Below are 15393 nucleotides of genomic sequence, written 5' to 3' on the forward strand. Positions count from 1 at the left end.
GAGCAGGAATACGGTAAGACGATTCAAGATAATAAGCCTGGATCTTTCCTGAAGGAAAGATGACAGACAGCAAGGATTTAATGAAAAACCAAACTGCTGATCTTTTGAGAACAGACTCTGATTTGAAGGTATTGTGGTGCATTCCGACCTAATGCCCGTGAAGAACCAATTTCCGTACAGATGTGCCAGAGGAATTAATTCCTAAACATTTCATTATGCTGAGGGATTAGGTACATCTGCGCTGAAATCACAGTGGACAACGCCCGCCAGAACCCTGGTGAAGACGGGCAGAGCAGGATAAAACAATGACGAAACGTTTAGTCATACTAGGTGGTGGGGAAAGCGGCGTAGGTGCCGCACTCCTGGCAAAGCAGAAAGGATATGACGTATTCGTTTCAGACGGAGGTTCTTTGAAGAACAATTATCGTAATGATCTGGAGCAGGCGGGAATTGCATTTGAAGAAGGAATGAATACAGAAGAGAAGATCCTTTCCGCCGATGAAGTAATGAAGAGCCCGGGTATTCCTGAGAAGAATGAGATCGTCAGGAAGATCCGGAAGAAAGGAATACCGGTGATCAGTGAAATAGAACTTGCCTACCGGTTCAAAGGGAACAGCAGGATCATCGCGATCACAGGGAGCAACGGAAAAACAACTACGACTGCGCTGACTTATCATATCTGTGTCAAAGCAGGACTTGAAGCGGCCCTTGTTGGTAATATCGGCTACTCTTTTGCAAGACAGGTGGCCGAGGATCCAAAGCCGCTTTATGTTGCAGAGATCAGCAGTTTTCAATTGGACGATATCCATGAGTTCAGGCCGGATATCGCCATTCTTACCAATATCACTGAAGACCACCTGGACCGCTACGATTATAAATTTGAAAATTATATCCGTAGCAAGTTCCGCATAGCAATGAACCAGCAGGAATCTGACCAGTTCATTTACTGCGCGGATGATGAGATCACAATGAGATATATTAACCAGTTCGATATTCACTCAAACCAACTGCCAATCAGTATGAAAACAGAAGTTAACAAAGGCGCATTTATCAAGGACGGAGATATGTATGTTCGGACAGGAGAAGAGTTCACGAGCATGAGTGTATACGACTTTGCCCTTAAGGGAAAACATAATCAATATAATACCATGGCAGCATGTGTAGCGGGAGCCACAATGGATATCCGTAAGGAAAAGATCCGTGAGGCCGTGCAGGATTTCCAAAGCCTGGAACACCGGATGGAGCCTGTGGCAACTATCCGCGGAGTGGAATTCATCAACGACAGCAAAGCGACCAATGTGAATTCTACCTGGTACGCGTTGGAAAGCATGACCAAACCAACCATCCTCGTACTTGGTGGTGTGGACAAAGGGAATGACTATTCGCTGATCAAAGAGCTGGTTAAGGAAAAAGTTAAAGCGATCATTTGTCTAGGCGCCGACAATCGCAAGATCCATGAAGCTTTTGGAGATATTGTTAACCCTATAGTAAACACCGGCAGCGCCGTGGAATCCGTACATGCTGCTTTTCATTTTGCTGTAAAAGGGGATGTCGTATTGCTGAGCCCTGCCTGCGCCAGCTTCGACCTCTTTAAGAATTATGAAGATCGTGGAAATCAATTCAAGCAGGCGGTAAAAGATCTGTAGAACGAAAGTTTAAAAGTTTAATGGTTTAGATGTTTAAAAGTTTGAGGAATCCGAAAACTATAGCCGCCAAATCACCTCGTACCCGCTCCTTGAACTTTTAAACTTTTAAACAATTAAACGCTTAAACTTCTAAACAAGTTAATGGACGTAACAAAGGACATACGGTTTAACGAAATTGGAAACAGTTTCAACACTCGTAACCTGTTGAGCAAAACAAAAGGCGACAAGGTGATCTGGGCACTGGTTGTATTACTGGCCCTGGTTTCCCTGTTGGCTGTGTATAGCGCAACAGGTTCTTTGGCGTATAAGAACTATAAAGGGAATACGGAGATCTATCTTTTTAAACAGGTGGCATTTATTCTGATCGGGATACTGGTCATTTACTTTGCTCACCTGGTTAATTATACACTTTATTCGAAGATTGCAACAATTCTATTCCTGTTGGTCATACCCCTCCTCGTCTACACCCTTTTCTTTGGTGTAAGGATGAACGAGGGCAGCCGTTGGATCAGGCTGCCCCTTATTAATATGACGATGCAGACTTCTGACCTGGCAAAACTTGCGCTGTTCATGTACATCGCACGGATGCTTAGCCGGAAACAGGAAGTGATCAAGTCTTTCAAACAGGGTTTTTTGCCGGTAATGACGCCGGTTTTTATTGTTTGCGCTTTGATCGCACCGGCAAACCTGTCGACCGCATTATTGCTGGGCGCCAGTTGTATGTTGCTCCTGTTTATTGGTCGTGCCAGTTCAAAGCACTTATTGCTGACAATTGGGATTGCTGCCATTCCCATCGTATTCCTGATCATGGCAGCAGTAATGCGTCATAAAAGTGCGGGTGATGAGGACGCGACTGTACAGAAGAAAGCATCCTCTTCTTTGTTTGCCCGTGTAAACACCTGGATCGGCCGGGTGGAGAATTTCATATACAGCAGCAATGAACCTGACAACGATGAAATGTACCAGGTCAATCAGGCGAAGATGGCTATCGCAAAGGGCGGCATCCTTGGTGTAGGGCCCGGTAACAGTACAACGCGGGATTATCTGCCACAGGCCTATAACGATTTTATTTTCGCGATCATCATCGAAGAATATGGTTTTCTGGGGGGAATCTTTATTGTATTCGTGTATCTCGTTTTCTTATACCGGTGTATCCGGATCTTCAAACGATGTCCGTATGCATTCGGCGCTTTCCTCGCATTGGGATTGAGCTTTACTCTCGCCATACAGGCTGTCGCCAATATGGCTGTTACAGTAAATCTTTTCCCGGTAACAGGCGTAACTCTTCCATTGGTCAGCATGGGAGGTTCCAGCTTCATTTTTACCTGCCTTGCTATTGGTATTATACTTAGTGTAGCAAGAAACGTGGAGCAGTCGGAAGGACAGGCTGCGTTGGCTGCAAGCCAGAGTGGAGGCGAAGAAGTTTAAAAGTTTATTTGTTTAATAATTTCAAAGTTTTATTTGAGGTTCATAAACAATAAACATTGGCAACTATACTAAATAAGGGAGATAAGTTCTTTAATGAGTAGCACTAAAATGGGTACCAACTTTTAAACTGTTAAACATTTAAACTATAAACCTTTCAAACAATTGAGCAAAAAGATCATTATAGCAGGAGGTGGTACAGGAGGGCATATCTTTCCTGCGGTGGCTATTGCGAATGCTTTAAAAAAAGCAGATAGCAGTATTGAGATCTTATTTGTGGGTGCGAGGGGAAAGATGGAAATGGAGAAAGTGCCGCAAGCAGGGTATAAGATCGAGGGATTGGATATTGCGGGGTTTAACAGAAGTTCTTTGTTGAAGAATACCAGCTTACCATTCAAACTGATCAAAAGTTTCTTTCAGGTCAGATCGATCTTCAGATCGTTCCAACCGGATGCGGTGATCGGTGTAGGTGGATATTCAAGCTTTCCGGTATTACGGTTTGCACAATCGAAGGGGATCCCAAGTTTTATCCATGAATCAAACTCGTTTGCGGGTAAATCGAATATCCTTCTGGGGAAAAAGGCAACGATCGTATTTACGGGAACTGACGGAATGGAAAAGTTTTTTCCCCGAGAGAAGATCATGGTGACAGGAAATCCCGTGCGATCCGGTATCGCCCAGACGTCTGTGACACGTGAACAGGGAGTTGAGCATTTTTCTTTAGGAGACCAAAAAAAGACATTGCTCGTCGTCGGCGGCAGTTTGGGCGCTAAGACGATCAATGAAGCGATCGATAAACATCTTGATGAATTGCTTGGGGCAGGTCTTCAGTTGATTTGGCAGACCGGTAAGCCTTATGCCGCAAAAGCGGAAGCGCGTGTAGCCGGAAAAGCTGATGTCTGGGTCAATGATTTTATCACACAGATGGAATACGCTTATGCCGCAGCTGATATTGTTGTTGCCCGTGCAGGAGCCATGACCGTTGCTGAACTATGTGTCGTTAAAAAGCCGGTATTGTTCGTGCCTTTTCCATATGCTGCGGAAGATCACCAAACGGTCAATGCAAGGCAACTGGTCAATAAAGGAGCCGCATTGATGGTGAAGGATAGTGAGGCACTGGATCAGATCGTACCGATGGCAATCGAGCTGGCTGCTGATGAAGCACGGCAGGAAGAAATGAAAAAGAATATTGCAGCACTGGCTGTAACCAATGCTGATAAAATTATAGCAGAGGCTATTTTGAAAAAGCTGAATGCGCAATGAAAACCATAGCCAATACTGTCCTTATGAAATCCCCTTTCCAGGGGCCGGCTTCAATCCGTGAAGTGTATTTTATCGGCATTGGTGGGATCGGAATGAGTGCGATCGCCAGGTTCTTTCATGCGAAAGGCGTGAAAGTTAGTGGATATGATAAAACACCGACACCCCTAACCCGGGATCTTGAGGCCAGCGGCATTGCCATTCACTATGATGAAGACATTTCAAAAGTGAATGAAAATGCGGATATCGTCGTTTATACCCCCGCTATCCCCGCAACTCATAAAGAGTTGTTGTATTACAGGGAGAAAGGGACTAAGATCGTGAAGCGGAGTGATGTGTTGCAACTGATATCGGAAGGTTCTTTTAATATATGTATTGCAGGTACGCATGGCAAAACGACTATCACAACGATGGTGGCGCATTTGCTTCGGGATACGGGATTTGGTTGTAACGCGTTCCTGGGTGGCATAGCTGTGAATTATGACACAAACTTCTGGAGTGATCCCAAGAATGTGTGTGTGATTGAAGCCGATGAATATGACAGGAGCTTTTTGAAACTGAGCCCGGACATAGCTGTGATCACGGCAATGGATGCCGATCATCTTGATATATATGGTACAGCAGAAGCCGTGGAGCAGGGGTTTATCGATTTCAGTAACAGGCTCAGGCCAGGCGGCATCCTGTTCAGGAATTTCGGATTGAAAAGAGGAAAAGATCTTGCGAAGCACCTGCCGGATACGCGATATGCATACAGTGTTCAGAATGATCAGGCAGATGTGTATGGAGAGAATATAAGACTGGATAATGGCGGCTATGATTTTGATGTGGTACTGCCAGGAGACAGGATCGACAATGTGCGGTTGAATATGGGAGGGATGCATAATGTGGAGAATGCGATCGCAGCTATCGCTGTCGCAAGTTCTTTGGGAATAGAAAAGGAAAAGATCCGCGCAGCGGTAGATTCCTTTCGTGGAGTGAAAAGAAGGTTTGAATACCTCATCCGCAACCAGAAATTGGTTTTTGTGGATGATTATGCACACCATCCGGAGGAATTGAGAGCGTTGATCAAAGGTGCAAGATCTTTATTCAGGCAAAAAAAATGTACGATCATTTTTCAGCCACATCTCTTCAGCCGTACACGCGATTTTGCAGATGGCTTTGCAGAAGTGCTGGATCTGGCTGATGAAGTGATCCTGCTGCCCATTTATCCGGCGCGTGAGTTGCCGATCGAAGGCGTTACCAGTGAAATGATACTGGAAAAGATGAAGAACGATAATAAACGTGTGATGGAGAAAGACGATCTATTGAAGTGGATCGGGACAGATTATAAGAGCAATATCAGTGATGAATTTGGCAACCTGTTGATCACGGCAGGTGCAGGAGATATAGATACTTTGTTAACACCTATCAAACAATTGCTGTCAGGCATATAAATTGAGTAGAAGGATATCCATACGGAAAGTAATGTTTTTCACTATGTGGCTGGTGATCGGTGCAGGTATGCTAACCCTGCTCATCGCTGCAATGGGTACGCAGAAGAAGGATACCTGCAAGGATCTTGCTATTGTGATCAAAGGTGTGAGAAGCGATGATTTCTTTCTCGATGAAGCGGATATACTGAAGTTGCTGAAAGTTGCAACAAAAGGAAAGATCAAAGGACAGCCGAAAGAAGCATTTGATCTCCAGCGAATGGAGGAATTACTGGAAAGCAACCAGTGGGTGAAGGATGCGCAGATCTATTTTGATAGCAGGAATGTGTTGCACGTTACGGTGACTGAGCGGGAGCCGGTAGCGAGGGTGTTCACTGTAAATGGCCGTTCATTTTATTTCGATGACCAGGCCCAGATGATGGGATTGTCAGAAAAGTTAAGCACGAGATTGCCTGTATTTACCGGCTTTCCGGACAAAAAAATGGTAGGCTCTTTCGATAGCTTGCTGATGAAAGATATAGTGAAGACAGCATTGTTTATCAGCAGCAACCCATTCTGGTCCTCACAGGTTGCGCAGATCAACATAGATCTCAGCTGTGGCGCGGGTTGCCGCGAAATGGAAATGATCCCGATGATCGGAAATCATGTTGTGAAAGTAGGAGACGGGGAGAGCATTGAATCCAAATTCAATCGCCTGTTTGTTTTTTACAAGCAAGTGTTGAGCAAGTCGGGCTTCGATAAATACAAATCCATCGATGTCCGGTTTGATGGCCAGGTGGTGGCAGCGAAAAGCGAGAATCCGAAAGTGGATTCGGTGCAACTAAGAAAGAACGTGGAGAAATTACTGAAGCAGATCAAAGAGATGGAAGAATTGAATGAAAAACAGGCATTACTGCCAACTCCAACTCCAATGACTCCGGTAATGCCATCGGTTGACAGCTCAAAAGAAAATCTTGAGTCTGATGAAGAACAGCCGGAAAGGGCAGTAGTAGAACCACGCCAACCAGAAAAGAGAGAAGGGAATAAGACCAAGAATAACAAAGACCGTGATAAGAAAAGCCCTGAGCCGGTAAAAAAGCGGCCAAGGGCTGTAATGTCGAAGCGCAACCAGTGAGCAATAGTTTGGAAGCTGCTTTAACTTTTAGACACTTGAACAGGTAACTATTCGGTTTTTTCAGGACGGAACAACTAAAAACAACATAAAAAATGAATAACGAACAACCCATAATCGTTGGCCTCGACATTGGGACAACCAAGATTGCGGTGATAGCCGGACGCAAGAACGAGTTTGGCAAGCTGGAGATCCTTGGCTTTGGCAAAGCCAACTCCAATGGCGTGAAGCATGGACAGGTTTTAAACATCGATGAAACGATCAAAGCGATCCGTACTGCGCTGGACAATTGCTTTGCGTCAAACCCTAACCTTGATATCAAAGAGGTATACGTGGGTATTGCAGGCCATCATATAAAAAGCTTACAGACACGCGGAGATATCGTTCGTCAGTCAACTGACGAAGAAATATCTCAACGTGAGATAGAACAACTGATCGGCGATCAGTATAAAACATATATCCCTGCAGGTGACCAGATCATCGACGTGATCCCTCAGGAGTTTACTGTTGATAATTTCCAGAACATTCCTAACCCGATTGGCTATGGTGGCGTGAAAATTGGAGCAAACTTTCACATCATCACGGGAGATAAGAATGCGATCCGTAATATCAACCGCAGCGTAGAGAAATCCGGCTTATTCACCAAAGATCTCGTGTTGCAACCATTGGCTTCATCCTCTGCGGTAATGTGCCAGGAAGATCTTGAAGCGGGTGTGGCGATCGTTGATATCGGCGGTGGTACAACAGACCTTGCTGTGTTCTATGAAGGTATCCTGAAACATACTGCTGTGATCCCATTCGCGGGTGAAAATATTACCAATGATATCAAAACCGGTCTTGGTGTATTGAAAACGCAGGCAGAACAGATGAAAGTTCAGTTTGGTAGCGCATTGGCGAATGAAGCAAAAGCAAACGCATATATCACTATCCCGGGTTTACGTGGTATGCCGGCGAAAGAGATCAGTGTGAAGAACCTGGCTAATATCATCCAGGCGAGAATGAGTGAGATCATGGATTTTGTGACTTATCATCTGAAACAGGTAGGCCTTGATAACAAAGCATTGAATGGCGGTGTGGTACTGACTGGTGGTGGATCTCAATTGCGTCATTTGATCCAGCTCACAGAATATGTAACAGGTTTGCCAGCAAGGATCGGGTTCCCTAATGAACACCTGGCTGCAGGTCATATTGAAGAGCTTGCAAAGCCGACATATTCAACCTGTATCGGACTTATTCTGAAAGGGTATGATGATTACGAACAGAACCGTAAACAGTTTGAGCGCGAGTATCGCCGTGTAGAAGTACCCGAAAATCTCAAGAAGAATGAAGAACCGGTTGAAGTGCCAGAAGTATTTGAAGAAGAGGAAGAGAACGAAATGCAGACCAGCGGACGTCAGCGTCGCGGGCTCAGCAATTTCTGGGGCAAATTCAAAGACGGTATTATAGATCTTTTCAAAGAGGAAGAAGACAAACACCTTTAAAAAAGTAAAAATCCACCCCGCTTACAAATAGAAAATCCTTTCAATATGAGGGCGGGGTTACTTTTTAATTTTGACTTTTTACTTCGAGAAACTAACCCATTTAAAACGAAGCGAATGATACATTTTGATTTGCCAAAAGAAAAATCATCCATCATCAAGGTAATTGGTGTGGGTGGAGGTGGTGGTAACGCAGTTAACCACATGTTTAAACAGCAGATAGATGGCGTCAATTTTATAATATGTAATACTGATGCGCAGGCATTGTCCAATAGCGGAATTCCAAACCGTGTTCAGTTAGGGCCACACCTGACACAGGGATTGGGTGCAGGTGCAAATCCGGATATTGGCCGTCAGGCGACAGAGGAGTCACTGGAAGAATTGAAGGGCATCCTGGAAGTGAACACCAAAATGGCTTTCATCACTGCGGGTATGGGTGGTGGAACCGGCACCGGTGGCGCGCCAATCATTTCCAAGATCTGTAAAGACCTTGGGATCCTTACCGTGGGTATTGTGACTACGCCGTTCTCTTATGAGGGAAAGAAGCGCCAGCTACAGGCCGAAGAAGGAATTAAAACAATGAAGCAGTATGTTGATACCCTGTTGGTGATCAGCAATGACAAACTTCGTCACCAGTTTGGTAACCTCAAAATGCGCGAAGCTTTTGAGCGTGCAGATAATGTACTGGCTACTGCAGCCAAGTGTATTACGGATGTGATCAACAGTACCGGCCAGATCAACGTTGACTTTGCCGATGTATGTACAGTAATGCGTAACGGTGGAGTAGCGATCCTTGGGAGCGCGGCGGTTTCGGGCGAAGGCCGTGCACACAGAGCGATTGAAGAGGCATTGAACTCTCCATTGCTGAACGATAACGATATCAAAGGTGCAAAATGGATACTGATCAATATCAACTCCGCTGAAGGAGATCATGAATTCACGATGGATGAAGTTGATATCATTCAAACACACCTGGTTAGCCAGGCAGGTGAAGGTACTGATGTGATCATGGGGCTTGGCTATGATGCATCTCTTGGGGATAAACTTGGTATCACCTTGATTGCAACTGGCTTTGAATATAAAGATCCTTTCACAATGCCAGTTTCAAAAAAAGCTGAGCCGAAGAAGGAAGATAAGATCGTATTGGAACTTGGCGCAAAACCAGTACTGAAAAAAGAACCGGAGGTGAAAGCGGAAGAGGAAATGATGGATCCGCTTGCTCCTAAACTGGTAGGTGATCAAACTCTTCAGGAAGTTCCAATGCCTGCCCTGAATGATATGGTAGAGCCTGAATTCGCGCGGGAAGATGAACCCGCAGTCCATTTTGACCTGTTTGGCGGGAAGCTTCCGGCTGAGAAGAGTTCAAAAGCTGCAGAAGTATCAAGTAATAATACCGGTAAGAATTCGACAGAGAAAAAAACACAGCCTGTGCAGCAGGAGGTTTTGTTTTCTGTAAACCAGCCGAAGCCGCAAGCATCAGCGATAAACCATGAGGAGTCTTCCGGGTCTCCGTTTAAGAAAACAGAGGTGCCTGCAAATAAAGCTGGATCGACATCCGGCACTTCAGGTGGATATTTGTCCCGGCCTTCCAATATTTATGCAGAGGCAAAGAAAGAGATGCCGCCTTCCATTCCTGCACCTGAAAAACCAGTTCCTCCTCCAGCTATTACTGCGAAGGATGACGATGAAATTCAGATGCAGCTGGTTGAAAGAAGTGATACTCCAACTGGTGATATTTCAGTCACCCATCATAATCAGCAGCCGAATTCTTCCCAGGCGGAAGAGGCCGCTATGTTTGATGAAGCGGAAGATCAGAAGCGCAAAGCGGCAGAGAGACTGCATAAATTACGCAACTTATCTTTCAACGTAAATGCTGCTGATCCAAACAATGAATTTGAAACGGTGCCGGCTTATATCCGCCGCAACATGGAATTATACAACAGTACTTCGCAGATCGAGAATTTCTATAGCAGTTACGAAGTAAAGAAAGATCATAATAACCAGACTCAGATCAGCACGATCAATACGTTTTTAGAAGGGAAAAAACCCGACTAAAGGCTAAGGGGAAGAAAGAGGGAAAAGGCATGACCGTGTTCCTCTTTCGTTCCCAATGAAGCCAACGTAAGGAACGTGTTTTTAGTTGTTCCCCTGGCGTTTTCGCCAGGGGTTTTGTTTTTATTTAGATAGCATGCCCCTAATCCCTGGCTAGGAGCCGCGGGAGTTCTTCCTTGCCCCATGCGTAGCCGAAGGGTTTTAGAGTCGTTACTAAGGTTAGCGAGGGATTGCATTGCGTTCATGCGCTGTTGCAATTCTTGTCTGTCTTGCAACAGACTAATATCGGTATCTTATCTTTCCCTCTTTATCTATTCATATTCCTTCTCTTTGTAATTGTTATTAGCTTTCTGGAGGTTCTAGAGGTTTCATAGGTTCCAAAGGTTTCCGAGGTTTCCCAGGTTCGAGAGGCTTCGGAGATATAGTAGAATCCGGGTGTCTATGCCTTGCCCGGGTGCGGGTTACTATTCCCGTCGCGCGCTGATCCAGCCGCATGCGCGCGCTGATCCATTCACCGCCGCGCGCGCCGGCCAGAAATGGGCATACCACAGCAACCGCATTGCTGCGTTTGACTGTCGTCGCCCACTTTTCAATTGTATCATTCCACATTTCCTATCTCATTCTTCCTTTTTTTGATCATAGATGCAATAAAAAAAACGCACCGCCCTTTTCAGGACTGCCCTCCTCCACCAGTCCTGAAAATGACGGTGACTAAGAAATTTCTCTGTTGTAAATATCGCTTTATGCAAAAGGGAATCCATGGGAAAAACACAGGATCTCCCGGGAAAATAACGGAAGTATGAGGGTGAATAGACGACCAGTAACAAATGCTGAAGAACTCATCCCCCCCCCAAAAAAATGCACCTGATCTAAAGATCAAGGGGAAATAGCGAAACGAAAAAGTGGTAAAAGCGAATAAGCTTTTAATGGTAGACTGTTAAATTACTTGGCTGAGCATATCGGGAACACCTGCTGACTGGTAGAAATTTAATGATACCTGTATATAATACTTAAGGGTTTAAAAGTCCAGTCGATGAACCTTTAAACCCTTAAGGGATCAAGATCTTAAACTATATTCTAGAGATCATCCACAAGAAACTTCTTCCTGGCAAAGAACACGTAGAGCGTAATATATGCCAGTACGCCAATGATCAGGGCGATTGCTGAAGGTGCATCGGGGTAGAAGACCTTCTCTCCAAATGGGATCGGTATAAGAACGTCTGTTGTTTGCAATGGAAGGAAATAACTGAAAGGAGTTGCCTTTGCCTGGAAGGTCAGTAATCCGCAGATCAGCCATTCGAATATCAGGCCATAGAGAAAGAAAATAATTATGGCTAATCCGCTGCGACGGAACAATACTGCAAGCATCAATGCAAGGAACAGGTAGGCGAGTGATTGAAAGAATATGTATATCAGGTATTCCATCCCCTCAAAACTGAAACCGCCTCCGGATAAGCTGCCAAAAAATATGGAAGTGATGGCATTGAGTACAGTTATCAATACAGAGAACAATACAACAATTGCAATTTTGACACCGATAAATTGCTTCCTGCTCCAGCCATCAATAACATTCTGCCTGTGCGTTTTGAAATTGAATTCATTTACCATCAGCATAATGATGATCATACCGGGGAAATAAAGCAACCAGCTACTGAACCATCCAACCGTCTGCCATACTTTGGGGAAAGCAAATGGGCTGCCAAGTACCATTGACGCGGCAGGCGCTTGAGATTGAGTTCTTTCAACCACACTCCAGGCGATATAATTCACAAGGAAGATGCTGGCTAAATACAATATGGAGAACACCCAGAAGGCACGATAGTTTTTTACTTTCAGCCATTCGATCTTTAAAAGGTGTAACATAAAATAAGTTTATTGATATCAGTTAACGTTCGCTTTTTGTACCGGTAATTTCGAGGAAGGTTGCTTCGAGTGATTTACGTTTCGTATTCAATCGGTTTAGCACTACTCCTTTTTCGAAACAGTATTTATTGAATTGGGAAGCTGTAACCTGTTCTTCACAGGTTACCTGCAGATAGCCTTCGATCGATTGTACCGCTGTGATTCCGGGCATCAGCCTTGCAATATTATCGAGAGTCGCAAGATCGTCCGAGCCTACTTCAAGTACAGTTATTTGCTGACCGCCTCTTGAATCCAGGATCTCGCGTACGCTTCCGACCGCTTTCATATGCCCTTTCTGGATGATCGCGACATGCGTACATACTTTCTCCACTTCATCAAGGATATGGCTTGCCATAATGATGGTCTTGCCCTGCCCGCTCAGCTCTTTGATCAGCGTTCTGATCTCGGCTATACCAGCCGGATCAAGGCCATTTGTCGGCTCATCAAATACCAGTATATCCGGATTCCCCAGAAGCGCGGAAGCAATCGCGAGACGTTGCTTCATACCGAGAGAATAGGTGCTGAATTTCGAATGCTTTCTTTGTGTGAGGTTCACGATTTCAAGAACGCGTGCAATATCTTCCTTCCCTCTCTGTTTGATCTCAGCCGCAATAGCAAGGTTCTTTTCGCCGCTGAGATAATGATAGAAGTTTGGGGTTTCAAGCAGGGTGCCGATCCGCTGACGGATCACCTCCGATCCGGGTTGCCCATTCCATAGAAAGGTACCCGAGCTGGCTTTTAAAATGTCCATCACTATACCCAGCAACGTGGTTTTGCCACTGCCGTTTGGGCCCAGGATGCCGAACACACTTCCCTGCGGTACCTCAAATGAAACATTATCCAGCGCCTTGATCGGCCCGTAAAATTTGGATATTTTGTCAATACTGAGAATGGAACTCATAAGTCTGAGATTGTGATCTGAAGATAGTGGTTTATGGCGCTTTTCAAAATAAAATAGTAAGCGTTCTGGTAAACAGAGGATAAGCGGCGATTATTCAAATAGAGAACGGCAACCTGATCTCAGGTTGCCGTTCCAGTAAAGTAAATTGATCTTAGTCTTTGTGAACAAACAGGTTGTCGATGGCCTGCTGATTGAAATGCGCTACCGGATCTCCGTTGATATTGTGGTAAACTGCACTGATGAAGATCACTTCAGCGGCACTGATAATCGCCACCACTGCAAACGCACCCAGTGATGCAAATACAATACCCACAGCAGGATGGATCAGCGATCCGACCAGGTAAAGAGGTATTGCTACGATGAGTATGCCGATAATTTGTATCAATCCGAAACTGAATGTTGCGCCAAGGCTCTGCCCCCATTTCTCTTTCATCATTTTAGATGAACGCTTGAAGGCTTCCAGTGGGCCGACATTTTCATATGCGATGATCGGTACAACAAAGAACGTTGCAATTCCCCAAACAATACCGATAATCCCTGTGATCACTTTTCCAACAACCCCGGAATTTTCCTGGATAGCTTTGAGGATCGTTCCAACGACTGCCGCAAATATCGCCCAGGAAAAGATCGCGCCGATACGACTAAAGCTGAATTGCAACCCTGCCCGGACCGTAACTTCTTCTCCCCGGAAATACAATCTTGTGCAATGAACCAATGCCATATTGAAAAACACGATCACGAAATAGTTCACGATATAAAACAGGAAAATGGTCCCGTAGATCACAAAAGGATTTTCCGTTTCCATGTTGTCTATATCCCAGCCATTTGCAGCAAGGATCCCGGTGAAGAATGAGCCGATCACCAATATCAGTGAGATGCCCGAAAGGATAGGAAAGATGATCAGTTGTTTATTTTCTTTCAAAACTTTAAAACTGTTCATGGCCATCGTCCAGCCATTTGACAGGCGATCAAAGAAATTCATAAGACTAATTGATTTTGAAGATGAATATACAAATTGAAAGCGGGATTTCTATCGTTAAATTACCTGGGGTTTAAGCTATCTGCCTAAGAAAGACTCTATACGATGGAGCACCATGATCTTCAAACGCCATCCCAATATTCAATACCCTTATGTAAGAAACCAGAATCTCTTATCGTTCTCATCCGTTGTTGACAGTCTATCATCTCAATTTATTTGAAGAGACGCCCTCCCTGGTGATGATCACAGGTTTGATCAATCCTTTTTCATCAAAGTCCATTATTTCTATACAAGTTTCCCTTGAGTTGCCGTCTTTTTCTGTCAATGGCCGGCGATGGTAGATGATGTACCATTTATCTTTCTTTTCATCATGGATCACGGAATTATGCCCTGCACCATTAGCGATCGAGAAATCCTGCTGCAGTATGGTGCCAACGCGCTCAAAGGGCCCAAATGGAGAATCTGCAATGGCATAAGCCACACTGTAATCGGGGCCGGTCCAGCCACCTTCCGACCACATGAAATAATATTTGCCATTACGGATAAACATAAATGGTCCTTCAACATATCCTTTGGGAGTGATCTCTTTGAATATTGTTCCGTCTTCAAAAGGAACAAAGCCGGTGAAATCGTTGTTTAGTTTCGCCACATTACAATGTCTCCATCCTCCATAGAAGAGATAGTATTGTCCGTCTTTATCTTTGAATGCAAATTGATCGATCGGTTGGGCTCCATTGTGAAACTTATCGATCAACGGTTTTCCCAGATGATCTTTAAAGGGGCCTTCGGGTTTATCCGCAACTGCCACGCCGATACCGCCTTTTGCTGAATCATGCTGGATATCGTTTGCACCAAAGAACAGGAAATACTTTTTATCTTTTTTTACAATGGATGGAGCCCACATCGCCCGCCAGGCCCACTTGATAGAAGCGGTGTCAACAATGCGGGGATGCTTTTTCCATGTAACAAGGTCTGTAGAAGAAAAAGCATCCAGGAACACCTGCTTGTTATAAGGCGCCGAATACGTAGGATAGATCCAGTAGGTTTTGTCAAAGATCACACCTTCGGGATCCGCATACCAGCCAGGAAATAAGGGGTTGCCGGACCGTGTGGCCGGGGTCTTTTGACCAGATGCATAAATATTACAAAAAACCACCAGTATAATAAGGCTGGCTTGCTTAGCTTTGAGAATCATATTCTTTTTCATGT

General features: G+C 44.8%; 11 protein-coding genes. 7 read left to right on the forward strand and 4 right to left on the reverse strand.

Features of this window, described 5'->3' with window-relative positions:
• Positions 1–305: 305 nt before the first annotated feature.
• The 7 genes from murD to ftsZ all read left to right on the forward strand — a co-directional run bounded on the left by murD (position 306) and on the right by ftsZ (position 10405).
• Entirely contained in the window at positions 306–1646 is a 1341-nt protein-coding gene (gene murD / locus LZZ85_RS19460; RefSeq protein WP_237875023.1) for a UDP-N-acetylmuramoyl-L-alanine--D-glutamate ligase, read from the forward strand.
• Between the two features lie 141 nt (positions 1647–1787).
• The gene (locus LZZ85_RS19465) at positions 1788–3074 is read left to right on the forward strand and encodes an FtsW/RodA/SpoVE family cell cycle protein (RefSeq protein ID WP_237875024.1); all 1287 of its coding nucleotides are present in this window, start codon (positions 1788–1790) and stop codon (positions 3072–3074) included.
• Positions 3075–3236: 162 nt separating this feature from the next.
• Positions 3237–4334 (forward strand): undecaprenyldiphospho-muramoylpentapeptide beta-N-acetylglucosaminyltransferase, encoded by a 1098-nt coding sequence (murG, locus tag LZZ85_RS19470; RefSeq protein WP_237875025.1) that lies wholly within the window; start codon positions 3237–3239, stop codon positions 4332–4334.
• A gap of 23 nt (positions 4335–4357) precedes the next feature.
• A complete protein-coding gene (gene murC, locus LZZ85_RS19475; RefSeq protein WP_237875026.1) occupies positions 4358–5764 on the forward strand; it encodes a UDP-N-acetylmuramate--L-alanine ligase in 1407 nt (468 codons plus the stop codon).
• 31 nt (positions 5765–5795) lie between these two features.
• On the forward strand, positions 5796–6875 hold the full coding sequence (locus tag LZZ85_RS19480) for a cell division protein FtsQ/DivIB (RefSeq protein ID WP_237875027.1): 1080 nt from the start codon (positions 5796–5798) through the stop codon (positions 6873–6875).
• Between the two features lie 92 nt (positions 6876–6967).
• A complete protein-coding gene (ftsA, locus tag LZZ85_RS19485; protein ID WP_237875028.1) occupies positions 6968–8353 on the forward strand; it encodes a cell division protein FtsA in 1386 nt (461 codons plus the stop codon).
• A 114-nt stretch (positions 8354–8467) separates the two neighbouring features.
• Positions 8468–10405 (forward strand): cell division protein FtsZ, encoded by a 1938-nt coding sequence (gene ftsZ, locus LZZ85_RS19490; protein ID WP_237875029.1) that lies wholly within the window; start codon positions 8468–8470, stop codon positions 10403–10405.
• Between the two features lie 1074 nt (positions 10406–11479).
• Here the strand turns inward: ftsZ and LZZ85_RS19495 are convergent.
• From LZZ85_RS19495 to LZZ85_RS19510, 4 genes are all read right to left on the reverse strand, one after another.
• Positions 11480–12265 carry an ABC transporter permease gene (locus LZZ85_RS19495; protein ID WP_237875030.1) on the reverse strand — a complete coding sequence of 262 codons (786 nt, stop codon included), beginning with the start codon at positions 12263–12265 and terminating at the stop codon, positions 11480–11482.
• Between the two features lie 22 nt (positions 12266–12287).
• The gene (locus tag LZZ85_RS19500) at positions 12288–13205 is read right to left on the reverse strand and encodes an ABC transporter ATP-binding protein (protein WP_237875031.1); all 918 of its coding nucleotides are present in this window, start codon (positions 13203–13205) and stop codon (positions 12288–12290) included.
• Between the two features lie 151 nt (positions 13206–13356).
• Positions 13357–14187, reverse strand: coding sequence for a DUF6159 family protein (locus tag LZZ85_RS19505; RefSeq protein ID WP_237875032.1), 831 nt, complete (start codon positions 14185–14187; stop codon positions 13357–13359).
• A 199-nt stretch (positions 14188–14386) separates the two neighbouring features.
• Positions 14387–15391 carry a glycoside hydrolase family 43 protein gene (locus tag LZZ85_RS19510; RefSeq protein WP_237875033.1) on the reverse strand — a complete coding sequence of 335 codons (1005 nt, stop codon included), beginning with the start codon at positions 15389–15391 and terminating at the stop codon, positions 14387–14389.
• Positions 15392–15393: the final 2 nt, after the last annotated feature.

This window comes from Terrimonas ginsenosidimutans (assembly GCF_022012415.1).
GTDB lineage: Bacteria > Bacteroidota > Bacteroidia > Chitinophagales > Chitinophagaceae > Terrimonas_A > Terrimonas_A ginsenosidimutans.